Below are 23,063 nucleotides of genomic sequence, written 5' to 3' on the forward strand. Positions count from 1 at the left end.
CTACGTGGTCACTGTAAACCGCCGCGACCGCCCTGTCTTCCCCGTCAGGGTGAGCGGCCGGCGCGCCAGCGCCGGCAGGCCGCGTCGGCCAGCAGCAGGAAGGCCTGCGCCTCGGGGGAGTGGCCGGGCCGGTCGAAGTACGGGGCAGCGCTCGCGCCGGTGACCCGGCCGAGGTCGTCCACCCGGTCGCAGACGGCGGCGAGCAGCGACTCGCCGACGACCGCGTACTGCGACGGCAGCCAGCCCTCGGCCGCGCCGGTCAGCGCCGCGAGGGCGACCATCGACGCGACGTTGGTGTCCGCCGGGGTGGCCACGTCGTCGAGCACGTCCCCGAACAGGCCGTCGGGACGGCGCAGCGGCAGGACGGCGTCCAGCAGCGCGCGCACCTCGTCGGCGACCGCAGCGCCGGCGGCCCCCGGCAGCCAGCGCACCGCCCGGGCCGCGCCGGCGGCGACCCAGCCGTTGCCGGTGCCCCAGGCGCGCGGGTCGGTGAGCGCCCCGGCGTCCTCGTCCCAGCGGGCCGCCCACAGGCCGGTCGCCGGATCGCGCAGCCGGGCGCGGTGGCCGGCCAGCTGCGCGACGGCGGCCGCGCCGTCGCCGCGGCAGGCGAGGAACGGCACCACCATGTGGACGGTGTCGGCCCACACCTGGCGGCTGCCGACCAGGTGGAACAGCGTCCCGTCCGCCGCCCGCGGCGCGCCGGACCGCAGCCAGCCGTGCTGGCGGGTGGCGGCTGCGGCCAGCGCCGGGTCGCCGAGCCGGTGGGCCAGGGAGTCCACGAACTCACCCAGCGCCGCGCCGTTCACCGCGCAGACCGGGTCCAGCTCGGCCAGCCGGCCGTCGGGCAGCTGGCGGGCCACCGCGTCGTCGACCAGCGCGCGCAGCGCGACCGCCGCGCCCGAGTCGTCGAGCACGGCGGCCGTCAGCCCCTGGTCCCAGGAGTGCCGCTGGACCACGAGCAGGCAGCACAGCACCCGCTCGCGGACCTCGTCGGTCAGCACCGTCAGGCGCAGGTCACCCGCCGTCCTTGGCGTTGCGGATGACCTCGGCGTAGGTCAGGGCGCTGTCCTTCGGCGTCCGCACCTGGGTGTCGTAGTCCACGTGCACCAGCCCGAAGCGCTGCGCGTACCCGCGGGCCCACTCGTAGTTGTCCAGCAGTGACCAGGCAAAGTAGCCGCGGACGTCGGCGCCGGCCTCGATCGCCTCGGTCATCGCCGCGAGGTGCCGCAGCAGGTAGTCGACCCGCTCGGGGTCGTGCACCTGACCGTCCGCGGAGACCTCGTCCGGCCAGGCCGAGCCGTTCTCGGTGATGAACAGCGGCGTGCCCGGCGCGATCCCGGAGATCCGGGTGAGCAGTGCGGTGAACGCCTCCGGGGAGATGCCCCAGCCCATCGTGGTGGTCGGGCCCTCGGGCGCCAGGTCCTCGACCCGCTCGGCGCCGATGAAGGTCGGGTGCTTGCCGCTGGGCTCGGTGAGCCCGCGGACCGTCGACTCGAAGTAGTAGTTCACGCCCAGCCAGTCCACCGGCGTGGAGATGACCTCCAGGTCGCCGTCCTCGATCGGCAGCGGGGCGCCGGCGGCCGCCAGGTCGGCGACGACGTCGGCCGGGTACTCGCCTGTGGCGATCGGCACCAGGAACATCCGGTTCTGCTGCCCGTCGAGCCGGCGGGCGGCGTCGACGTCGGCGGCGGAGTCGGTCGCCGGCGACATCGGCGTGAAGTTCAGCGTGATGCCCAGGTGGTCGGCGCCCTTGTCGCGCATCACCTGGGTGGCCAGGCCGTGCCCGAGCAGCAGGTGGTGCACCGCGCGGGAGGCCTCGACCGGGTCCTGGTGGCCGGGGGCGTGCTGGCCGGCCATGTGGCCCAGCAGCGAGCTGCACATCGGCTCGTTCAGCGTCGACCAGTGCGGCACCCGGTCGCCCAGGGCGTCGTACACGATGCCGGCGTAGTCGGCGAAGCGCAGCGCGGTGTCCCGGTTGGTCCAGCCGCCGGTGTCCTGCAGCCCCTGCGGCAGGTCCCAGTGGTACAGCGTCAGCCACGGTGCGATCCCGGCGCTGAGCAGCTCGTCGACCAGCCGGCGGTAGAAGTCCAGGCCGCGCTGCTCGACCGCGCCGGCGCCGGTGGGGAGCACCCGGGACCAGGAGACGGAGAACCGGTAGGCGTCCAGGCCCAGGTCCTTCATCAGCGCGACGTCGGCCGGGTAGCGCACGTAGTGCTCGACGGCGACGTCGCCGGTGTCGCCCTGGAAGGTCTTTCCCGGGGTGTGGCTGAAGGTGTCCCAGATCGACGGCCCGCGGCCGTCGACGTCGACCGCGCCCTCGATCTGGTAGGCGGCGGTGGCGGCGCCGAACACGAAGCCCGGTGGGAAGGTCAGCCCGGCAGCGGTCTGCGGGCGCACGTCGGTGGAGGTCATGACAGGAGTGCTCCTTGCGAGGGCGTGGGGGGACCGCACGGCGAGGTCAGGCCGTGCGGGAAACGGTGTGGTGGCCCCCCTGCCGGGCCCGCCGCGAGCGGGCTGGGGGCAGGGGGTGTTCCTTCAGTCGACCCGTTGCTGGGTCTGGGCGTCGAACACGTGCAGGGCACTGCGGTCCGTGCTCAGCCAGAGCTGCTGCCCGCTGGTGACGCCCGACCGCGGCTCGGTGCGCACGACGAGGTCGGCGGAGTGCAGGACGTCGTCCGGGGCGTCGGCCAGCGAGGTGTAGAGGAAGGCGTCCGAGCCCAGCTGCTCCACCACCTCGACCCGCACCGGCAGTCCCTCGCCGGGGGCGGCCAGGCGCACGGCCTCGGGGCGGAACCCGACGGTCACCGTCCCGTTGCTCGCCGCGGCCCGGGTCAGCTGGTCGCGAGGCACCGGCAGCACCGCGCCGCCGACCTGGACGCCGCCGTCCACGGCGTCCCCGGTGACCAGGTTCATCGCCGGCGAGCCGATGAAGCCGGCGACGAACACGTTGGCCGGCCGGTCGTACAGCTCACCGGGCGTGTCGCACTGCTGCAGGACGCCGTCCTTGAGCACCGCGACCCGGTCGCCCATGGTCATCGCCTCGACCTGGTCGTGGGTGACGTAGACGGTGGTGGTGCCGAGCCGGCGCTGCAGGGCCGCGATCTGGGTACGGGTCTGCACCCGCAGCTTGGCGTCGAGGTTGGACAGCGGCTCGTCCATCAGGAAGACCTGCGGGTTGCGGACGATCGCCCGGCCCATGGCCACGCGCTGGCGCTGGCCACCGGAGAGGGCCTTGGGGCGGCGGGCCAGGTAGGCCTCCAGGTCCAGGATCTTCGCCGCCTCGCGCACCCGCGTGGCGCGCTCGTCCTTGGAGATGCCGGCCAGCTTCAACGCGAAGCCCATGTTCTCCTCCACCGTCATGTGCGGGTAGAGGGCGTAGTTCTGGAACACCATCGCGATGTCCCGCTCCTTGGGCGGGGAGTCGGTGACGTCCCGGTCGCCGATCACGATCGACCCGGTGTCGACCTCCTCCAGCCCGGCGAGCATCCGCAGCGAGGTGGACTTGCCGCACCCGGAGGGCCCGACCAGGACCAGGAACTCGCCGTCGGCGATCTCCAGGTCCAGGGCGTCGACCGCCGGCCGTTCGGCCTTGGGGTAGATCCGGCTGGCCTGCTGGAAGGACACGGTGGCCATGGTCAGGCACCTCTCGAGAGGGGGGAGGAAGGGGAGGACGGAGCTGTACCGCGGGTCATCCCTTCACCGCGCCCTGCATGATGCCGCCGACGATCTGCTTGCCCAGGATCGTGAAGACGATCAGGACGGGCAGGGTGCCCAGCAGCGTCCCGGCCATGATCACCGAGCGCTGTGGCACGTAACCCGAGCCGAGCCCGGCCAGGGCCACCTGCACCGTCGGGTTGGCGGTGGTCAGCGCGATGAGCGGCCAGAAGAACTCGTTCCAGGCGGTGAGGAACGTGAGCATCGCCAGCACCGCCATCGCCGGCCGGGCGACCGGGACGACGATCGACCAGAAGATCCGGAAGGTCGAGGCGCCGTCGACGCGGCCGGCCTCCAGCAGCTCGTTGGGCAGTGCGGAGATCAGGTACTGCCGCATGAAGAAGACGCCGAAGGCGCTGACCAGCGTGGGCAGGATGACCGCCTGCAGCTGGTTCACCCACTGCAGCTCGGCGATCATCATGAACAGCGGGATCACCGCCAGCTGGGTCGGCACCATCATCGTGCCGATCACCAGCCCGAGCAGCAGGCCCTTGCCGCGGAACTGGAGCTTGGCGAAGGCGAACCCGGCCAGCGTGCAGAAGAGCACGGTGCCGACGGTGATGCTGCCGGCGACCAGCACCGAGTTGAGGATCGCCTTGCCGATCGGTGCCTGCTCGAGGGCTGCCTGGAAGTTGTCGAACAGGCTGGCGTTGGGCAGGAACGGCGGCGGGGTCGCGGCGATCTCGGCGTTGGTGTGCGAGCCCGCCACCAGCGTCCAGTAGAGCGGGAAGATCGACACCAGCGCCACCAGGGTCAGCAGCGTGTAGGTGACCGGGCCGGGCTTGCCGGCCTTGCTGCCGCCCCGGTGCCGGCGGCGGGGCGGGGGTGCGGCGGGGGAAGGACTCCGGCCGGCGTCGGGAACGGGGGGAGCGAGGGTCGCCATGCCGGTCTCCTACCGGTCTGCCCGGTTGCGGAGGCGGCCGATGACGGCGTTGACCCCCACGATCACCAGGATGATCATGAACATGGCCCAGGCCGTGGTGGCTGCCTGGCCGATGTGGAAGTTGCTCCAGCCCTGCTGGTACATCAGCAGGCCGAGCGTCTGGTACTGCCCCGAGGCGCCGCCGGAGGTGGTGCCGTTGCCGGCGAACAGCAGCGGTTCGCCGAACAGCTGGACGGCGCCGATGGTCGAGACCACGATCGTGAACAGGATCGTCGGGCGCAGCGACGGGATCGTCACGTGCAGGAACTGCTTCCACTTGCTCGCGCCGTCGATCTCCGCGGCCTCGTACAGCTCACCGGGGATCGACTGCATCGCGGCCAGGTAGATCAGTGCGTTGTAGCCGGTCCAGCGCCAGGTGACGATCACCGCGATGGCGACCTGGCTGCTCACCGTCCCGGCTTCCCAGTCGATCGCCTGCAGGCCGACGGCCTCCAGCATGGTGTTGATCAGGCCGTAGTCGCGGCCGAAGAGCTGGGAGAAGACGAGCGTCGCGGCGGCGATGGACGTCGCGTAGGGCATCAGCATCACGGTGCGGAAGAAGGTGCGGCCGCGGAGCTTGTAGTTCAGCAGGTGCGCCAGCCCCAGGGCCATGCACAGCTGCGGCACCGTGGCCAGGATCCCGATGGTGAAGGTGTTGCGGGTGGCGTTCCAGAAGAACTCGCTCTGCAGCAGGTCGCGGTAGTTCTCCAGCCCGACCCAGGTGCCGCCGTTGATGTTCGACAGGCTGGTCTCGTGCAGTGAGACCCAGGCGGTGTACATGAACGGGTACAGGCTGAACGCAGCGAAGACCAGGAAGAACGGTGCGACGTAGGCGTAGCCCCAGCGGTTGCGGGTCAGCTGCCGGCGCTTGCGCGGGCGGGCGGGGGAGGTGGCGGCGGGGGCCGGTGGTGGTGCGGCGATCGCCGCTTCCCGGACGGTGCCACTCGCGATGGTCATGCAGTGTCCTCGACGGTGTCGGTGGGCGCGGATCGGGCCGGGCGGGTCCCGGGGGCGCGAGCGGGCCGGGACGGCGGGGGCCGGTGCAGGTGCCCGGGAGCGGGTGACGCTCCCGGGCACCGCGTCCGGTCGGCGTTGCGCGGTGCTGAGCCGGGCTCAGCCGCCGGTCGCCTGCTGCGCGGCCTTCAGTGCGTTGTCCCAGCCCTCGTCGGGGTCCGCACCGCCGGAGGCGATGTCGGTCAGCGCCGTGGTGAACGCCTCCTGGATCTGGGTGTCGTACGGGCCGATCGGGGTGCGCTGGATGTTCGCGGCCGAGTCACCGAAGATCTCCCCGGTGGGGGCGCCGCCGAAGTACTCGTTGGTCGCGCCGACGACCTCGGGGTCCTCCGCCGCCTGCGGGCTGGAGGGGAAGTGCGCCGCGCGGGTGAACATCTTCACCTGCTGCTCCGGAGCCGTCAGCCACTCGACGAGGTCCTTGGCCGCCTCGGCGTTCGGGCCGTCCTCCGGGACGGCGAGGAAGGAGCCGCCCCAGTTGCTGGCGCTCTCGTCGGCGCCGGGCAGCGGGGCGATGTCCCAGAGGCCGGCCCCGGTCTCACCCATCTGGGAGTTGATGTACCCGAGCATCCACGCCGGGCAGGCGATCGTGGCGAACGCACCGTTGGAGAAGGCGGCGTTCCACTCGTCACCGAACTGGCTGAGGTTGGCGGTCAGCCCCTCGTCGGCGGCCTGGCTGGCGTGGTCCCACGCCTGCTGCACGCCGTCGCTCTCGGCCGGGATCGGGTTGCCCTCCTCGTCGTTGTAGGCCAGGTCGCCCTGGTACACCGAGGAGGAGAAGATGCTCGCCGGGCTGTCGACGAACGCGCTGTCGGCGGGCTTGGTCGGGGAGGCCATGTACTGCTCCGCGACCTCGATGTACGCCTCCCAGGTCGGCCAGAGCTCGGCGACCTCGGCCCGGTCGGTGGGCAGTCCGGCCTGCTCGAAGAGGTCCTTGCGGTAGCACATGGCCTGCGGGCCGATGTCGGTGCCGAGGGCGATCGTCTCACCGTCGGCGGTGGAGGCCTGGCCCCACTTCCAGTCGTAGAAGTTGCCCTCGAGCTCGTCGGCGTTCTCCTCCGCGGCGAAGTCGACGAAGGCGTCGGCGTGGTTGCGCACGACGTCGGCGATGAAGCCGATCTCCAGGGCCTGGACGTCGTCGAGGCCGGAGTTGGCGGCCAACCGCGTCTGCAGCGACTTGTAGTACGCGGCGGACTGGGCGACGTTGTTCTGCTTGATCGTGACGTTCGGGTGGAGCTCCATGTACTCGTCGTAGAGCCCCGCGTTGTCCAGGTCCATGGTGCCGAACGTGCCGACGGTCAGGGTGACCGGAGCGTCGGGGTCGTAGTCGGCGGCGTCGGCGCTCGCGTCGTCGGAACCGCCGCAGCCGGCGGTCAGCAGGACCGCGGCCAGGGCCGCTCCCCACGCCGCCCTGCTCTTGGTGGAGTGGAACATCAGACCTCCTGGGTCGGCCCGGGACGCGTGCTCCGCTGCATCGTCCACCGGGTGCGTGAGAACGCTCTCACGGCCGTGGCGATCAGAGTGGTCTGGGCCACACGAGGCTGTCAAGTAACGGGTGGGTAACGGCCTGGGGTCTGTGCGGGAGCGCTCTCACAGTGGCACGATGGCGACCACCCCCGGAGCACTGGAGACCCATGACCGACATCAGCACGCGGCCGGCGTCGCCGACGCTGGACGAGGTCGCCGTGCTCGCGGGCGTGTCCCGCGCCACGGTCTCGCGGGTGGTCAACGACTCCCCGCGGGTGAGCCCGGAGGCCCGGGCGGCGGTGCACTCGGCGATCGCCGAGCTGCGGTACGTGCCCAACCGGATGGCCCGCAGCCTGGTCACCCGGCGCACCGACACCATCGCGCTGGTCCTCAACGAGCCGAACACCCAGGTCTTCTCCGACCCGTTCTTCGCCAGCATCGTGCGCGGCGTCTCCGCGACCCTCGCCGACACCGACCTCAACCTGGTGCTGCTGACCGCCCAGGACGAGCGGGAGCAGCAGAAGATCGGCCGGTACGCGCGCCAGGGCCACGTCGACGGCGTGATCCTCATGTCGGTGCACAGCAACGACCCGCTGCCCGACATCCTCGCCGATGCCGGCATGCCCCTGGTGATGTGCGGGCGGCCCTTCGACGACCGGGCGGTCGCCTACGTCGACGCCGACAACCGCGGCGGCGCCGAGGCGGCCACCGCCCACCTGATCGCCACGGGCCACAGCCGGATCGCCACGATCACCGGGCCGCTGGACATGATCGCCGGGGTCGACCGGCTCGCCGGCCACCGCGCCGCGCTCACCGCCGCCGGGCGGCAGGTGCACCCGGAGCTGGAGGCGGAGGGCGACTTCACCGAGGTCGGGGGCGTCCGGGCGATGGAGTCGCTGCTGGCCCGCGACCCCGAGCTCGACGCGGTCTTCGTGGCCTCGGACCCCATGGCCGTGGGTGCGCTGCGCGCGTTGCGCGCCGCCGGCCGGCGGGTCCCCGAGGACGTCGCCGTGGTCGGCTTCGACGACGCCGCCGTCGCCGCCCGATGCGACCCGCCGCTGACCACGATCGCGCAGCCGCTGACCGACATGACGCCGCTGCTCACCGAGCTGCTGCTGCGCCAGATCGAGGGCGTGGGCGAGCCGGCGGAGTCCCGGGTGTGCCACACCTCGCTCGTCCGGCGCGCCTCGGCCTGAAGGGGGCCGTCCTGGCGCGTCACCCACGGCGTCGAAACGCGAGGGACACACGGCCTGTCTAGGTTCGTCCCATGGCGGACCTCTTCGACGGCTACCCGCTCGGGGAGCAGTGGGACGAGATGTTCTCGGCCCCCGGCCAGCCTCGCGCCCCCTACACCGGCCTGTTCAGCTCGCTGCAGCCGATGTCGGGGGAGGAGCTGGCCGCACGGGCCGACGTCCTCTCACAGACCTACCGCGACGCCGGGGTGACCTTCGCCCACGCCGGGGAGGAGCAGCCCTTCCCGCTGGACATCGTGCCGCGGGTGATCGGCCACCAGGAGTGGGCGGTGATCGAGCGCGGGGTCACCCAGCGGGTGCGGGCCCTCGAGGCCTTCCTGGCCGACGTCTACGGCGCCGGCGAGGTCTTCACCGACCGGGTCGTGCCGCGCAGCGTGGTCACCACCAGCGCGCACTTCCACCGGGCCGCGCACGGGCTGGTCCCGCCCAACGGCGTCCGGGTGCACGTCAGCGGCATCGACCTGGTCCGCGACGAGGCCGGTGACTTCCGGGTGCTGGAGGACAACCTCCGGTCGCCCTCGGGGGTCAGCTACGTGATCACCAACCGGGCAGCGATGACCTCCGTGCTGCCGGAGCTGTTCGGCGACCACCGGGTGCAGCCGGTCGCGGAGTACCCGGGCCGGCTGCTCGCGGCGCTCAAGGCGTCGGCGCCGTCCGGGGTCAGCGACCCCACGGTCGTGCTGCTGACCCCCGGCGTCTACAACTCCGCCTACTTCGAGCACGCACTGCTCGCCCGGCAGATGGGCGTCGAGCTGGTCGAGGGCCGGGACCTGGTCTGCTCCGGCGGCCAGGTCAGCATGCGGACGACGGACGGCCAGCGGCGGGTCGACGTCATCTACCGCCGGATCGACGACGAGTTCCTGGACCCGGTGCACTTCCGCTCCGACTCGGTGATCGGCTGCGCCGGGGTGCTGAACGCCGCCCGCGCCGGCCGGGTGACGATCGCCAACGCGGTGGGCAACGGGGTCGCCGACGACAAGCTGCTCTACACCTGGGTGCCCGACCTCATCCGGTACTACCTCGGGGAGGAGCCGGTGCTCGCCAACGCTGAGACCCACCGGCTCGACGACCCGGACACCGTCGAGTGGGTGCTCGCCTCCCTCGACCAGCTGGTGCTCAAGCCGGTCGACGGCTCCGGTGGCAAGGGCATCGTGATCGGGCCCCGGGCCGACGAGCAGACGCTGGCCGAGCTCGCGGTCAAGGTGCGCAGCAGCCCGCGGGACTGGATCGCACAGAAGCCGATCGGCCTGTCGACGTCCCCGACGCTGATCAACGGCCGGATCGCCCCGCGGCACGTGGACCTCCGGCCGTTCGCGGTCAACGACGGCACCGACGTCTGGGTGTTGCCCGGCGGGCTGACCCGGGTGGCGCTGCCGGAGGGGGAGCTGGTGGTCAACTCCAGCCAGGGCGGGGGCTCGAAGGACACCTGGGTGATCACCCCGCCGCGGCCGTCGGTCGAGCCGGTTCCCGAGCACGACGTGACCCGGATCGAGTTCACCACCGAGGACCTGCCCGTCGATCCGCCCGCCCAGGACCCGGGGCCGCCCAACGAGGACGCCCTCGCCCAGTCCCAGCAACAACAGCAAGGGGCAGAAATGGCCATTTCTGCCCGGGGGGAGGTCCGGCCGTGCTGAGCCGGATCGCGGAGTCGCTGTTCTGGATCGGCCGCTACGTCGAACGCGCCGACGACACCGCCCGGATCCTCGACGTGCACACCCAGCGGCTGGTCGAGGACCCGTGGATCGACGAGCAGCGGGCCTGCGCCAACCTGCTGGCGCTGATGGGGGTGCCCTGCCCGCCCGAGGAGGCCGACACCGAGCGGGTGCTGGCCACCCTGGCCTTCGACCGGGCCAGCCCGAGCTCGATCACCGGCGCGCTCTCGGCCGCCCGGGAGAACGCGCGCGGCGCCCGGGAGGTGCTGTCGGCGGAGATCTGGGAGTCGCTCAACGTCACCCACAACGCGTTGCCCCAGCAGCGCACCATGGCCCGCCGGTACGGCCCGCACTCGATGTTCCGGTTCGTCCGGGAGCGCTCGGCGATGGTCTTCGGCCTGGCCGACGCCACGATGAGCCGCGACGAGGGTTGGCTGTTCCTCGTCCTGGGCCGGTCGCTGGAGCGGGTGGACATGACCGCCCGGATGCTGTCCACCCGGGTGCTGGCCGGTGACGCCGCGCCGTCCTGGACCCTCGTGCTGCGCTCGACCGGCGCCTACGAGCCCTACCTGCGCACCTACCGGGGTGCGGTGAACTCCAGCCGTGCGGCGGAGTTCCTGCTGCTGGACCGGCTCTTCCCGCGTTCGGTGTTCGCCTCGCTGGAGCGCGCGGAGGGGTGCCTGGCCGAGCTGGAGCGGGTGAACGTGCGCGAGGGCCACCGGATCGGCGTCGCCGGCGAGGCGCACCGGATCGTCGGCCGCGCCCGGACGATGCTGGAGTTCATGCAGACCGACGAGATACTGGCGCGGCTGCCGGCCCGGCTGGACGAGCTGCAGCGCACCTGCTCAGCGGCCAGCGAGGCGGTCACCAACCGGTTCTTCACCGAGCAGGCGCCGCAGGTCTGGGTGCCGGAAGGCGTGGGGTGACCACGGTGCCGCAGGGACAGAGCCAGTCGCAGTCGCAGGTCCAGGCCGGCCCGGTGCGGGTCCCGGTGGACCGGTGGCGGCTGCAGGTCGTGCACCGCAGCGCGTTCCGCTACGGCGGGCCGGTCCGCTCCTCCTACAACGAGGCGCGGATGACCCCGGAGAACAGCAGCCGGCAGACCACGTTGCGCTCCCGCGTGGAGATCGAGCCGCTGGCCACGGTGCACGCCTACCGCGACTACTGGGGGGCGACGGTGACCGCCTTCGACACCCACGGCCCGCACACCGAGCTCGTCGTGCAGGCCACCTCGGAGGTGGAGGCCGGGCCGGAGCCGCACGTCCCGGACCCGGTGGACTGGGCCGACCTCGCCACCGCGGACCTGCGCGACCGGTACGGGGAGATGCTGCGCCCCACCCTGCTGACCGCGATGGACGACTCGGTGGTCGCGGAGGTGCGGGCCGTCGTCGGGGACGCCGGTCCCCGCGAGGCCGGGCACCTGGTCTGCGACTTCGTGCACGAGCACATGGAGTACCTGACCGGCTCGACCAACGTGAAGACCAACGCGATGCAGGCGTGGACGCACCGCAAGGGGGTCTGCCAGGACATCTCGCACGTCTCCGTGGGCCTGCTCCGCGCCCTGGGCCTGCCCGCCCGGTACGTCTCCGGGTACCTGCACCCCCGGCCCGCGGCGGAGGTCGGGCAGTCGGTCACCGGCGAGAGCCACGCCTGGGTGGAGTGGTGGGACGGCGGGTGGTCCGGCTACGACCCGACGAACTCGGTGCAGATCGGACCCCGGCACGTGACCCTGGCCCGGGGGCGCGACTACTCCGACGTCCCACCGCTCAAGGGCATCTTCTCCGGCCCCCGGAGCGAGGGCTCGAGCGTCACCGTGGAGGTCACCCGCCTCGCCTGAGCGGGGGGCGATGAGTCCTGCCGGCGGCGACGGTCTCTCCTCGCGACACCCGCGTCGGAGGAGTTCACGTGCAGCAGCTGCTCAGGGCCCACAACGTCATGCTGTCCAGCGACGGCTTCGGTGCAGGGGAGCACCAGAGCCTGGAGCGGCCGTTCGGCCACGCCGACCCGGCGGTGCTGGGTGCCTGGGCCTTCGCCACCGCGAGCTGGCCCAACCGCACCGAACCCGGCGGCACCCGCGGCCTGGACGACCTCCTCATGCGTGAGTTCGGGCGCAACATCGGCGCCGAGATCATGGGCCGGAACAAGTTCGGGCCCCAGCGCGGACCGTGGCGCGACCACGAGTGGCGGGGCTGGTGGGGGGACGAGCCGCCGTTCCACACGCCGGTGTTCGTGCTGACCCACCACCCGCGACCCTCGTTCTCGCTGTCGGACACGACGTTCCACTTCGTCGCCGGCGAGCCGGCCACGGTCCTCGAGCAGGCGAAGGAGGCGGCCGAGGGGCGCGACGTCCGGCTCGGCGGGGGAGCCACCACCATCCGGCAGTTCCTGGACGCCGACCTGGTGGACACCCTCCACGTGGCGGTGTCCCCGGTCGAGCTCGGTGCCGGTTCCCGGCTGTGGACGTCGCCCGACGAGCTGCGCGACCGGTTCCACCTGGAGGTCGTGCCCAGCCCGAGCGGGGTGACCCACCACCTGTTCTGGCGGCGCTGAGGACCCGGCAGCCGCGGGCTGGCGGGAGTCGGCCCGGCGGACCTGGGATGCTGGGTGGTGATGAGCGCACCCCTGAACCTGGTCAACCTCGAACGGGTGCACAAGGCACACGGCACGACGGTCATCCTCGACGACGTCTCCCTCGGGGTCGCGGCCGGCGAGCGGATCGGCGTGGTCGGCCGCAACGGCGGGGGCAAGTCCACCCTGCTCGGCGTCCTCACCGGCACCCAGGAGCCCGACTCCGGCCGGGTCACCCGACGCAGTGACCTGGCGATGGGCGTCCTCGACCAGACCGGCACGCTGCCGCCCGGGACGACGGTGCGCGACGTCGTGCTCCCGCCCTCCCGGTTCGCCGCCGAGCACGAGTGGGCCGGTGACGCCGCCGTCCGCTCGGTGCTCACCGGGCTGGAGCTGGACCGGATCGGGCTGGACTCCCCGGTCGCCCCGATGTCCGGCGGTGAACGGCGCCGCGTCGCGCTGGCCGCCCAGCTGATCCGCCCGCTGGACCTGCTGGTGCTCGACGAGCCGACCAACCACCTCGACGTCGAGGGCGTCGCCTGGCTGGCCGAGTACGTGAAGGCCCGCACCGGCGGCCTGATCGTCGTCACCCACGACCGCTGGTTCCTCGACGAGGTCTCCACCACCACGTGGGAGGTCGCCGACGGCAGCGTGCACGCCTACGAGGGCGGCTACTCGGCCTACACCCTGGCCCGCGCCGAGCGCTCCCGGATCGCCAACGTCACCGAGGAGCGCCGGCTCAACCTGGTGCGCAAGGAGCTGGCCTGGCTGCGCCGGGGCCCGCCGGCCCGCACCAGCAAGCCGAAGTTCCGGATCGAGGCGGCCCAGGCGCTGATCGCCGACGAGCCGCCCGCCCGGGACACCATGGCGCTGGCCGGCTTCGCCGCCCGGCGGCTGGGCAAGACGGTCTACGACGTCGAGGACGTCACCTTCACGGTGCGCGGCCGCGGTGACGACGCCGACGACCCCGCGGGTCCCGCCGACCCGGACGGCCCGCGGGAGCGCACGCTCTTCCGCGACCTCACCTGGCACGTCGGCCCGGGCGACCGGATCGGCGTCGTCGGGGTGAACGGTGCGGGCAAGACCTCGCTGCTCAAGCTGCTGGTGGGGGAGGCGCAGCCCGACGCCGGGCGCGTCGTCGTCGGCCAGACGGTGTCCGCGGCGTACCTGTCCCAGCACGTCACCGAGCTGGACCCCCGGCAGCGGGTGCTGGAGGCGGTGCAGGACGTCGCCCGGATCGCGAAGATCGGCAACCAGGAGATCTCGGCGTCCACGCTGGCCGAGCGCTTCGGCTTCGCGGCGAACCGGCAGTGGACGCCGGTGGGCGACCTCTCCGGCGGCGAGCGGCGCCGGCTGCAGCTGCTGCGGCTGCTGATGGCCGAGCCCAACGTGCTGCTGCTCGACGAGCCGACCAACGACCTGGACATCGACACCCTCACCGCGCTGGAGGACCTGCTCGACAGCTTCCCCGGCACGGTGCTGGTGGTCAGCCACGACCGGTACTTCGTCGACCGGGTCTGCGACTCGGTGGTCGCGCTGATGGGCGACGGCTCGCTGGCCGCGCTGCCCGGCGGGGTGGAGGAGTACCTGCGGCGCCGCGCCGCGGGAGAGGCCGCGCTGCCCGGGTCCGGCACCGCGGCGCCGGTGGGCAGATCCTCGGCCCCGGCGCACAGCGCGGCGGACTCCCGGGCCGCCCGCAAGGAGGCGTCCCGGCTGGAGCGCCGGATGCTCAAGCTGGACGCCGACGAGAAGAAGCTGCACGAGCAGCTGGCCGCGGCCGCCACCGACTACGGCAAGGCCGCCGAGCTCGACGCTCAGCTCAAGGCGCTGCAGGCGGAGAAGGAACAGGTCGAGACCGACTGGCTGGCCGCGGCCGAGGTCGCCGACGCCTGACGGAGCACCCCCTCGGGGCCGGCCGTGAGCGTGCTCACTGCTGGCCCCGGGGATGGACCGTTCGACTCGCCGCGACCGGCGGCGCCCAGGAGGATGGCCCACGACGCTCGAACGCGCTGAGCCACAGGCGCGCTGCTGCCCGCCAGCCTGAGAACGACCGGAAGGGACCCGTTGGGCCTGCTGCTCCTGCTCCACCTCCTCGCCGCGGTCGGAGCCCCACTGCTCGTGCGGTGGTGGGGGCGACAAGCGTTCCTGGCCCTCGCCCTGGTGCCGGCCGCCGCGTTCGGGTGGGCGCTCACCCAGCTGGGCACCGTCGTCGGTGGGGGAGACGTCCGGGAGACCGTCACCTGGATCCCGGCGCTGGACCTGCAGATCGCCCTGCGGCTGGACGCGCTGGCGCTGACCTTCGCCGCCCTGGTCACCGGGGTCGGCGCGCTGGTGCTGGTCTACTGCGCGCGCTACTTCGAGCCCGACGACGAGGGCGTCGGCCGGTTCGCCGGCGTGATGACCGCCTTCGCCGGTTCCATGCTCGGCCTGGTGCTGGCCGACGACGTGCTGGTGCTCTACGTCTTCTGGGAGCTCACCACCGTCTTCTCGTTCCTGCTGATCGGCGGCTCGGGGGCCAAGCTGGCCGGGCGGCGGGCGGCCAGCCAGGCGCTGCTGCTCACCACGGCCGGCGGCCTGGCGATGCTCGTCGGGTTGCTGATGATCTCCTCCGCCAGTGGCAGCCGGCTGCTGTCGGAGATCGTCGCCGACCCCGGCAGCGGCCCGGTGCTGGTGGCCGGCACGATGCTCGTGCTGGCCGGTGCGGTGACCAAGTCGGCGATGGTGCCGTTCCACTTCTGGCTGCCGGCCGCGATGGAGGCGCCGACCCCGGTCAGCGCCTACCTGCACGCCGCGGCGATGGTGAAGGCCGGCATCTACCTGGTCGCCCGGCTCGCTCCCGGCTTCGCCGACGTCCCCGGCTGGCGGCCGGTCGTGCTGGGGCTCGGCGTGGCCACCATGCTGATCGGCGGCTGGCGCTCGCTGCGGCAGAACGACCTCAAGCTGTTGCTGGCGTTCAGCACGGTCAGCCAGCTGGGCTTCCTGATCACGCTCGTCGGTGCCGGCAGCGAGGAGCTGGCCGCGGCCGGGCTGGCGATGACGATCGCGCACGCGTTGAGCAAGTCGACGCTGTTCCTCTCCGTCGGGGTGATCGACCACGCGACCGGGGTGCGTGACCTGCGGTTGCTCTCCGGCCTCGGACGGCGGATGCCCGCCCTCGCCGTGATCAGCACGCTGGCCGCCGCCAGCCTGGTCGGGCTGCCCCCGTTCCTGGGCTTCGTGGGCAAGGAGGCGGCGTTCACCGCGCTCTGGGAGGGCGGGGTCCCCGACCGGCTCACCGCCGTCGTCGTCCTGGTCGGGCTGGTGCTGGGGTCGGTGTTCACCGCTGCCTACTGCGCCCGGTACCTGTGGGGCGCGTTCGCGCGGAAGCCGGGTCTGCCGGACAGCGCACCCGAGGAGCTGGAGCACCACCCCGGTCCGCTGTTCCTCGCCGCGCCGGCCGTCCTCGCCCTCGCCGGGCTGGTGGCCGGCCCGGCCAGCCCGCTGCTGGACCACCTGGTGGTGGTCTACGCCGAGACGCTGCCGCTGATCGCCCCCGAGGCCGAGCACCTGGCGCTGTGGCACGGCTGGCAGCCGGCGCTCGGGCTCTCCGCCCTCACCCTGCTCGGTGGCGCCGCGCTGTTCGCCCTGCGGTCGCCGTTCATGCGGCTGCAGCACCGGCTGGCCGTGGGCGCCTCCGCCGACGAGGGCTACTGGAACGTCCTGCAGGGCCTGGACCGGCTCGCCGTGCTGGTGACCGGGACGACGCAGCGCGGGTCGCTGCCCGCCTACCTGGGCACCATCCTCGTCGTCGTCCTGGCGCTGCCGGGGTCCGTGCTGCTGTTCCAGGCACCCTGGCCGCAGGAGTGGCGGGCCTGGGACACACCCCTGCAGGCGGTGGTGGGTGCGGTCGTGCTGATCGCCGCGGCCGTGGCGGTGCCGCTCCGCCAGCGGCTGTCCGCCGTCCTCGTCGTCGGCGTGACCGGCTACGGCCTGGCCCTGCTCTTCGTCCTGCACGGCGCCCCGGACCTGGCGCTGACCCAGTTCCTGGTGGAGACGCTCAGCCTGGTGGTCTTCGTGCTGGTGCTCCGCAAGCTCCCCTCGGACATCAGCGAGCGGCACCGCCCCGTCGAGCGGACGATCCGGGCGGTGCTGGCCATCTCGGCCGGCGTGCTGATGGCGGGTGTCGGTGCCGCTGCGCTGGGCGCGCGCACCGCCACGCCGGTCTCCACGGACATCCCCGAGCTCGCCCTGATCGAGGGGCACGGGGAGAACGTGGTCAACGTGATCCTGGTCGACATCCGCGCCTGGGACACCCTGGGCGAGCTGTCGGTGCTGGTCGTGGCGGCCACCGGCGTGGCCAGCCTGGTCTTCCTCCGCGGCCGGACCGGAGCGGTCGACCGGCCGGGTGAGGAGCACGCGTCCGGAGCCGACCCGACGGAGGCCCGGCGGGCGCCGAAGAGCCGGTGGCTCTCGGCCAGCTCCAGCCTCGCGCCCCAGCGACGTTCGGTGGTGCTCGAGGTGGCCACCCGTTTCCTGTTCCACCCGATCGTCGTCTTCTCGCTGTTCCTGCTGTTCTCCGGGCACAACCAGCCCGGCGGCGGTTTCGCCGGGGGGCTGGTGGCCGGACTGGCCCTGGTGCTCCGCTACCTGGCCGGTGGCCGGTACGAGCTGGGCGAGGCGGCCCGGGTGTCGCCGGGCCTGCTGCTCGGCAGCGGTCTGCTGCTGGCCGGCGGCAGCGGGGTCATCAGCCTGCTGTTGGGTGGTGCAGCGCTCGAGTCCGCCTACTTCTCGGGCGAGGTGCCGGTGCTCGGCAGCGTGAGCCTGCCCACCGCCCTGTTCTTCGACGTCGGCGTCTACCTCATCGTCGTCGGCCTGGTCCTGGACGTGCTGCGCAGCCTGGGCGCCGAGCAGGACCGCCAGGAGGACGAGCAGGACCAGCAGGACCCGGCCGAGACCGCTCCCGAGGAGGTGATCGCCCGATGACCCCCACCATCGTGCTGCCGGTCGTGATCGGTGGCCTCTACGCGGCGGGTGTCTACCTGCTGCTGGACCGCAGCCTCACCCGGGTGATCCTGGGCTTCATCCTGCTCGGCAACGCGACCAACCTGCTGCTGCTGTCCTCCAGCGGCCCGGCCATGCTGGCCCCGTTCTTCGGGTACGCCGAGCCCGAGGAGATGAGCGACCCGCTGCCGCAGGCACTCGTGCTCACCGCCATCGTGATCACCTTCGGCGTCACCGCGTTCCTGCTGGCGATGGTGCACCGGTCCTGGCGGCTGGTCCGGCAGGAGGTCATCGAGGTCGACGAGGAGGACCGGCGGGTGGCAGCCCGGCAGGGCATGGACGCCGACGACGTGGACCCCGACGACATCGACCCGAACGAGCTCCGCACGGAGGACCGTCCGGCTGGGAAGGGGAACACCCTGCACTCCGACGTCGACGTCGAGGAGCAGCTGGCGCGTCGGTACGACGGGTTCGCCTCCGACGACATCGCCCTCCCACCGACCCGGCGGGGCGAGCAGTGATCGGCGACCTCGCGCCGTTGCCGGTGCTGCTGCCGTTGCTCGGGGCCGCCGCCGCCCTGCTCGTCGGCCGGCACCCCCGGGTGCAGCGCACGGTCAGCATCGCGGTGCTGGCCGGGGTGGTCGGGGTGTCGGTCGCCCTGCTGCTCATCGCCGACGCCGAGGGGGCGGCTGCGGTCGCCGTGGGTGACTGGCCGGTCCCGGTGGCGATCATGCTCGTCGTCGACCGGCTCTCGGCGCTGATGCTGGTGGTGGCCGGCACCGTGGGGCTCGGCGTGCTCGTCTTCGCCGTGGGCCAGGGCACGGCCGACGGCGACGAGGAGACGCCGCTGTCGATCTTCCACCCGACGTTCCTGGTCCTGATGGCCGGTGTGAACTACGCCTTCCTGGCCGGGGACCTGTTCAACCTCTACGTGGGCTTCGAGATCCTGCTGACCTCGAGCTACGTCCTGCTCACCCTGGGCGGCTCCGCACCGCGGATCCGGGCCGGCATCACCTACGTCGTGGTGAGCCTGCTCAGCTCCCTGCTCTTCCTGGCCTCGATCGCGCTGGTCTACGCCGCGACCGGCACGGTCAACCTGGCCCAGCTGGCCGGCCGGCTCGGCGAGCTCCCGGCCGGTACCCAGCTGATGCTGCAGTCGATGCTGCTGATCGCCTTCGGCATCAAGGCGGCGGTCTTCCCGCTGTCGGCCTGGCTGCCGGACAGCTACCCGACCGCGCCGGCCCCGGTCACCGCCGTGTTCGCCGGCCTGCTGACCAAGGTCGGCGTCTACGCCGTCATCCGCACCCAGACGCTGCTGTTCCCCGACGGCGCCCTCGACGACCTGCTCATGTGGGCGGCGCTGGCCACCATGCTGGTCGGCATCCTCGGCGCGGTCGCGCAGAGCGACATCCGGCGGATCCTCTCTTTCACGCTGGTCAGCCACATCGGGTACATGGTCTTCGGGATCGCGTTGGCGACCACGGCCGGCCTGGCCGGAGCGATCTTCTACGTCGTCCACCACATCGCCATCCAGACGACCCTCTTCCTGGTCGCCGGGCTGATCGAGCGGCGCGGCGGCAGTACGTCGACGGCGCGCCTCGGTGGGCTCGCGACCGCGTCCCCGTTGCTGGCGGTGCTCTTCTTCGTGCCGGCGATGAACCTGGCCGGCATCCCCCCGTTCTCCGGCTTCATCGGCAAGGTGGGACTGCTGGACGCCGGGGTCGCCGTCGGCGGCTGGCAGGTGTACGTGCTGGTGGGCGGCGCGGTGGTGACCAGCCTCCTGACCCTGGTGGCCATGTCGCGGGTCTGGACCCGGGCGTTCTGGCGGCCGCCGACGCAGGCCGCCTCGGCGGACACCGCCGCCGCGGCGGCCCGCGACGCCGGCCCCGAGAACGGCCCCGAGGACGACCCCGCGGGAGGCGAGGAGCCCGCTGAGGAGCCCCTGCCGGCGGGGCTGGCCGGCGGCGCGACCTCCACCACCACCGCCCGCCAGACCGGACGCCGGGGGGCCTGGCTGCGGCACGTCGCCGTGGCGACCGCGGCACCTGCCGGAGGTGAGGGGCAGCCGAGCCGGGGGGCGGAGGACTCCCGGCCGTCGACGCGTCCGCTGCCGGCGGTGATGATGGCGGCCACCACCGCGATGGTGCTGCTGACCGTCGGGCTCACGGTGATCGCCGGGCCGTTGTACGGGATGACCGAACGGGCCGCCGGGGACCTGCGGGAGCGGACGCCCTACATCGAGGCCGTCTACGGCGCGGAGGTGGACGAGTGACCGTCGACTCACCCCTCCGCCGGTTGCGGCTCCGGGCACCCCTGCTCATCTGGCTGGTGTTGATCTGGAACCTGCTGTGGGGCACCTGGTCCTGGGCGAACCTCATCACCGGGGTGCTGGTCGCCCTGACGGTGACCGTCGTCCTGCCCCTGCCCGTGGTCGCCGGTGGTGCCCGGATCCACCCGTTGCCGGCGCTCTACCTGATCGGCCACTTCCTGGTGAACCTCACCGTGTCCAGCGCCCAGGTCGCCTGGCAGACCCTGCGGCCGAGCGGCATCCGGCAGAGCGCGGTCATCCGGGTGCAGCTGCGCACCGACTCGGACCTGCTGCTCAGCATCATCTCCCAGAACCTCACGTTGGTCCCCGGGTCGATGGTGCTGGACCTGGACCGACGGCGGATGGCCCTGGGCGTGCACGTGCTGGACGTGGGGGACGAGGCCGACGTCGAGCGCCAGCGCGCGGAGGTGCTGGCGACCGAGCGACGGGTGGTGCGGGCCTTCGGGTCCGCGGAGGACATCGCCCGGCTGGACCAGGAACCACCTCAGGAGCGCGCCACCGCTCCCGCCGCCGCGGAGCCCACCCGATGACCGTCGTGGCAGTCCTCATCTACGGCATGCTGGGGCTCGGTGCCCTCCTGGCGATGGTGCGGTTGGCGCTGGGCCCCTCCCTGCTGGACCGGGTGGTGGCCACGGACTCCATCCTGGTCATCGTCGCGGTCGGCCTCGCGGTGCACGCGGCCCTGCAGCGGGACCCCACGGTGGTCCCGGTGCTCGTGGTCGTCGCCCTGCTGGTCTTCGTCGGCGCGATCTCCGTCGTCCGCTACATCGGCGGCATGCTGATCCGCACGGGAGCGGACGACGAGGAGCTGGGGGGCTCCCCGGCGGCTGAGCAACTGGGGCGACTCGAGGGCGGGGGCAGATCGTGAACGACTTCGACTCGGTGGCCGACTGGATCGCCGCAGCGTTCCTGCTGGTCGGTGCCTTCCTCTGCCTCACCGCCGGGGTCGGCCTGCTGCGGTTCCCCGACGTCCTGTCCCGGATGCACGCCGGCACCAAGCCACAGGTCATGGGCGTCCTGCTGATCATGATCGGTGGGGCGATCCGGCTCACCGGCTGGTCGGTGACCTGGATGCTGCTGCTCGTCGCGGTGTTCCAGCTGATCACCGCACCGGTCAACGCGCACATGGTCAGCCGGATCGCCTACCGGCGCCGGCACGTGGCACCGGAGCACCTGTTCGTCGACGAGCTCGGGGTCGCACCGCGCGGCGCGGAGGTGCAGGCGGGGGAACGCGGCCGGCGGGGCGACGAACCGGCGGATGCGCCGGTCGACCAGGGGCCGGGTCCGACGGTGGCCGAGGACGACGAGGCCGAGGATCCCGCTGCGGACGAGCCGGCCGGAGGACCTCGCCGCTGAGCCGTCCGGGTGCGGGGCACTCTCCGCACCCGGACGGGTCGGGCTCCTACCGCTGGGCCCGGTTCACCGCGGAGACGACCGCCCGCAGTGACGCGGTGACGATGTTGGCGTCGATCCCGACGCCCCACAGCACCCGCTCGCCGACGGCGCACTCGACGTAGGCGGCGGCCCGGGCGTCGCCGCCGGAGGAGAGCGCGTGCTCGGCGTAGTCGAGCACGCGGACGTCGACGCCCAGGCTGGACAGCGCGTCGACGAACGCCGCGATCGGGCCGTTGCCGCGGCCGAGGAGCGTGTGCGGCACCCCGGCGTCGACGAGCTGGGCGGTGAGCTCGTCGGGTCCGGCGCCGGACGCGGTGTGCTCGTGCCCGCTCAGGGCGAACCGGCCCCAGGGGGCGTCGGCGTCGGGCAGGTACTCGTTGGAGAAGGCGGCCCACATCTGCTCGGCGGTCACCTCGCCGCCCTCGTCCTCGGTGTGCCGCTGGACGACGGCGCTGAACTCGATCTGCAGCCGGCGCGGCAGGTCGAGGTGGTTCTCGGTCTTCATGATGTAGGCGACGCCGCCCTTGCCGGACTGGCTGTTCACCCGGATGACGGCCTCGTAGCTGCGACCGACGTCCTTGGGGTCGATCGGCAGGTAGGGGACCGCCCACGGGATCCCGTCGACGCTCGTGCCGGCCGCCTCGGCGTCGACCTTCATCGCCGCGAAGCCCTTGTTGATCGCGTCCTGGTGCGAGCCGGAGAACGCGGTGTAGACCAGGTCGCCGCCGTAGGGGTGCCGCTCGTGGACACCCAGCTGGTTGCAGAACTCGACGGTGCGCCGGATCTCGTCGATGTCGGAGAAGTCGATCTGCGGGTCGATCCCCTGGCTGAACAGGTTGAGCCCCAGGGTCACCAGGTCGACGTTGCCGGTGCGCTCGCCGTTGCCGAACAGGCAGCCCTCGATCCGGTCGGCGCCGGCGCGGTGGCCCAGCTCGGCGGCGGCCACCGCGGTGCCCCGGTCGTTGTGCGGGTGCAGGCTCAGCACGACGGAGTCGCGGCGGCCCAGGTTGCGGTGCATCCACTCGATCTGGTCGGCGTAGACGGTCGGCTCGGCCATCTCCACCGTCGCCGGCAGGTTGAGGATGGTCGGCCGGTCGGGGGTCGGCTCCCAGACGTCGGTGACGGCGTTGCAGACCTCGACGGCGAACTCCAGCTCGGTGCCGGTGAACGACTCGGGGGAGTACTGGAAGCGGATCTCGGTGTCCCCGGCCTGCTCGGCCAGCTTGCGCACCAGCTGTGCGCCGTGGACGGCGATGTCGGTGATGCCGGCGCGGTCCTGGCCGAACACGACCCGGCGCTGCAGCGTGGAGGTCGAGTTGTAGAGGTGCACGATCGCCTGCTTGGCGCCGCGCAGCGACTCGAAGGTCCGCTCGATCAGCTCGTCGCGGGCCTGGGTGAGCACCTGGACGGTCACGTCGTCGGGGACCAGGTCGTCCTCGACCAGCTCGCGGATGAAGTCGAAGTCGGTCTGGCTGGCCGCCGGGAAGCCGACCTCGATCTCCTTGTAGCCCATCCGCACCAGCAGCTCGAACATCCGCCGCTTGCGCTCGGGGGTCATCGGGTCGATCAGTGCCTGGTTGCCGTCGCGCAGGTCGACGGCGCACCAGCGGGGCGCGGCCGTCGTCGTCGTCTCCGGCCACGTGCGGTCGGGCAGCGGGACGGGGGCGAACGGCGCGTACTTGCCGATCGGCATCGGCGACGGGCGCTGGGGGTTGCGTGCGTGCGGGTGGTTCTCGTTCACGGGGGCTCCTCTGGCGGGCTGCGGACAGCTC

The 23,063-nt window shown here is 72.7% G+C and carries 19 protein-coding genes; 12 read left to right on the forward strand and 7 right to left on the reverse strand.

The window, feature by feature from the left end; all coding sequences use genetic code 11:
* Positions 1-44: 44 nt before the first annotated feature.
* The 6 genes from O2V61_RS01580 to O2V61_RS01605 all read right to left on the reverse strand — a co-directional run bounded on the left by O2V61_RS01580 (position 45) and on the right by O2V61_RS01605 (position 7,081).
* Positions 45-1,001: a glycoside hydrolase family 88 protein gene (locus tag O2V61_RS01580; protein WP_269181585.1), complete on the reverse strand. Its 957-nt coding sequence runs from the start codon at positions 999-1,001 to the stop codon at positions 45-47.
* Positions 1,002-1,014: 13 nt separating this feature from the next.
* Entirely contained in the window at positions 1,015-2,412 is a 1,398-nt protein-coding gene (locus tag O2V61_RS01585; RefSeq protein WP_269181586.1) for a GH1 family beta-glucosidase, read from the reverse strand.
* Between the two features lie 123 nt (positions 2,413-2,535).
* A complete protein-coding gene (locus O2V61_RS01590; protein WP_269181587.1) occupies positions 2,536-3,633 on the reverse strand; it encodes an ABC transporter ATP-binding protein in 1,098 nt (365 codons plus the stop codon).
* 55 nt (positions 3,634-3,688) lie between these two features.
* The gene (locus O2V61_RS01595) at positions 3,689-4,597 is read right to left on the reverse strand and encodes a carbohydrate ABC transporter permease (RefSeq protein ID WP_269181588.1); all 909 of its coding nucleotides are present in this window, start codon (positions 4,595-4,597) and stop codon (positions 3,689-3,691) included.
* 9 nt (positions 4,598-4,606) lie between these two features.
* Positions 4,607-5,593 carry a carbohydrate ABC transporter permease gene (locus tag O2V61_RS01600; RefSeq protein ID WP_269181589.1) on the reverse strand — a complete coding sequence of 329 codons (987 nt, stop codon included), beginning with the start codon at positions 5,591-5,593 and terminating at the stop codon, positions 4,607-4,609.
* A 156-nt stretch (positions 5,594-5,749) separates the two neighbouring features.
* Positions 5,750-7,081 carry an ABC transporter substrate-binding protein gene (locus O2V61_RS01605; RefSeq protein WP_269181590.1) on the reverse strand — a complete coding sequence of 444 codons (1,332 nt, stop codon included), beginning with the start codon at positions 7,079-7,081 and terminating at the stop codon, positions 5,750-5,752.
* A 200-nt stretch (positions 7,082-7,281) separates the two neighbouring features.
* Here O2V61_RS01605 and O2V61_RS01610 point away from each other — a divergent pair, with 200 nt between their 5' ends.
* The 12 genes from O2V61_RS01610 to mnhG all read left to right on the forward strand — a co-directional run bounded on the left by O2V61_RS01610 (position 7,282) and on the right by mnhG (position 21,252).
* The gene (locus O2V61_RS01610; protein WP_269181591.1) at positions 7,282-8,310 is read left to right on the forward strand and encodes a LacI family DNA-binding transcriptional regulator; all 1,029 of its coding nucleotides are present in this window, start codon (positions 7,282-7,284) and stop codon (positions 8,308-8,310) included.
* Between the two features lie 71 nt (positions 8,311-8,381).
* The gene (locus tag O2V61_RS01615; protein ID WP_269181592.1) at positions 8,382-10,001 is read left to right on the forward strand and encodes a circularly permuted type 2 ATP-grasp protein; all 1,620 of its coding nucleotides are present in this window, start codon (positions 8,382-8,384) and stop codon (positions 9,999-10,001) included.
* The gene (locus O2V61_RS01620; RefSeq protein ID WP_269181593.1) at positions 9,995-10,945 is read left to right on the forward strand and encodes an alpha-E domain-containing protein; all 951 of its coding nucleotides are present in this window, start codon (positions 9,995-9,997) and stop codon (positions 10,943-10,945) included. Before O2V61_RS01615 ends, O2V61_RS01620 begins: the two co-directional genes overlap by 7 nt.
* A gap of 5 nt (positions 10,946-10,950) precedes the next feature.
* Positions 10,951-11,856 carry a transglutaminase family protein gene (locus O2V61_RS01625; RefSeq protein WP_269181594.1) on the forward strand — a complete coding sequence of 302 codons (906 nt, stop codon included), beginning with the start codon at positions 10,951-10,953 and terminating at the stop codon, positions 11,854-11,856.
* A gap of 68 nt (positions 11,857-11,924) precedes the next feature.
* Complete coding sequence (locus tag O2V61_RS01630; RefSeq protein WP_269181595.1) at positions 11,925-12,569, forward strand: dihydrofolate reductase family protein; 645 nt, start codon at positions 11,925-11,927, stop codon at positions 12,567-12,569.
* Positions 12,570-12,629: 60 nt separating this feature from the next.
* Complete coding sequence (locus tag O2V61_RS01635) at positions 12,630-14,480, forward strand: ABC-F family ATP-binding cassette domain-containing protein (protein ID WP_269181596.1); 1,851 nt, start codon at positions 12,630-12,632, stop codon at positions 14,478-14,480.
* A 171-nt stretch (positions 14,481-14,651) separates the two neighbouring features.
* Entirely contained in the window at positions 14,652-17,549 is a 2,898-nt protein-coding gene (locus tag O2V61_RS01640; protein ID WP_269181597.1) for a Na+/H+ antiporter subunit A, read from the forward strand.
* Entirely contained in the window at positions 17,546-18,088 is a 543-nt protein-coding gene (locus tag O2V61_RS01645; RefSeq protein ID WP_269181598.1) for a Na(+)/H(+) antiporter subunit C, read from the forward strand. Before O2V61_RS01640 ends, O2V61_RS01645 begins: the two co-directional genes overlap by 4 nt.
* Entirely contained in the window at positions 18,085-19,839 is a 1,755-nt protein-coding gene (locus O2V61_RS01650) for a Na+/H+ antiporter subunit D (RefSeq protein WP_269181599.1), read from the forward strand. The genes O2V61_RS01645 and O2V61_RS01650 overlap by 4 nt, the downstream gene beginning before the upstream one ends.
* Positions 19,836-20,426: a Na+/H+ antiporter subunit E gene (locus tag O2V61_RS01655; RefSeq protein ID WP_269181600.1), complete on the forward strand. Its 591-nt coding sequence runs from the start codon at positions 19,836-19,838 to the stop codon at positions 20,424-20,426. The genes O2V61_RS01650 and O2V61_RS01655 overlap by 4 nt, the downstream gene beginning before the upstream one ends.
* Positions 20,423-20,764 carry a monovalent cation/H+ antiporter complex subunit F gene (locus O2V61_RS01660; protein WP_269181601.1) on the forward strand — a complete coding sequence of 114 codons (342 nt, stop codon included), beginning with the start codon at positions 20,423-20,425 and terminating at the stop codon, positions 20,762-20,764. Before O2V61_RS01655 ends, O2V61_RS01660 begins: the two co-directional genes overlap by 4 nt.
* Complete coding sequence (gene mnhG, locus O2V61_RS01665; protein WP_269181602.1) at positions 20,761-21,252, forward strand: monovalent cation/H(+) antiporter subunit G; 492 nt, start codon at positions 20,761-20,763, stop codon at positions 21,250-21,252. Before O2V61_RS01660 ends, mnhG begins: the two co-directional genes overlap by 4 nt.
* 46 nt (positions 21,253-21,298) lie before the next feature.
* Here the strand turns inward: mnhG and leuA are convergent, their stop codons facing one another.
* Positions 21,299-23,032, reverse strand: coding sequence for a 2-isopropylmalate synthase (gene leuA, locus O2V61_RS01670; RefSeq protein ID WP_269181603.1), 1,734 nt, complete (start codon positions 23,030-23,032; stop codon positions 21,299-21,301).
* Between the last annotated feature and the right edge of the window lie 31 nt (positions 23,033-23,063).

The organism is Modestobacter sp. VKM Ac-2985 (genome assembly GCF_026967925.1).
Classification (GTDB): domain Bacteria; phylum Actinomycetota; class Actinomycetes; order Mycobacteriales; family Geodermatophilaceae; genus Modestobacter.

Bases quoted from the DNA above. Each gene is read 5' to 3' on its own strand.
- O2V61_RS01605 (WP_269181590.1), bottom strand. From the start codon at position 7,081: ATGTTCCACTCCACCAAGAGCAGGGCGGCGTGGGGAGCGGCCCTGGCC.
- O2V61_RS01645 (WP_269181598.1), top strand. From the start codon at position 17,546: ATGACCCCCACCATCGTGCTGCCGGTCGTGATCGGTGGCCTCTACGCG.
- O2V61_RS01585 (WP_269181586.1), bottom strand. From the start codon at position 2,412: ATGACCTCCACCGACGTGCGCCCGCAGACCGCTGCCGGGCTGACCTTC.
- O2V61_RS01590 (WP_269181587.1), bottom strand. From the start codon at position 3,633: ATGGCCACCGTGTCCTTCCAGCAGGCCAGCCGGATCTACCCCAAGGCC.
- O2V61_RS01635 (WP_269181596.1), top strand. From the start codon at position 12,630: ATGAGCGCACCCCTGAACCTGGTCAACCTCGAACGGGTGCACAAGGCA.
- O2V61_RS01610 (WP_269181591.1), top strand. From the start codon at position 7,282: ATGACCGACATCAGCACGCGGCCGGCGTCGCCGACGCTGGACGAGGTC.
- O2V61_RS01600 (WP_269181589.1), bottom strand. From the start codon at position 5,593: ATGACCATCGCGAGTGGCACCGTCCGGGAAGCGGCGATCGCCGCACCA.
- O2V61_RS01595 (WP_269181588.1), bottom strand. From the start codon at position 4,597: ATGGCGACCCTCGCTCCCCCCGTTCCCGACGCCGGCCGGAGTCCTTCC.
- O2V61_RS01660 (WP_269181601.1), top strand. From the start codon at position 20,423: ATGACCGTCGTGGCAGTCCTCATCTACGGCATGCTGGGGCTCGGTGCC.
- O2V61_RS01615 (WP_269181592.1), top strand. From the start codon at position 8,382: ATGGCGGACCTCTTCGACGGCTACCCGCTCGGGGAGCAGTGGGACGAG.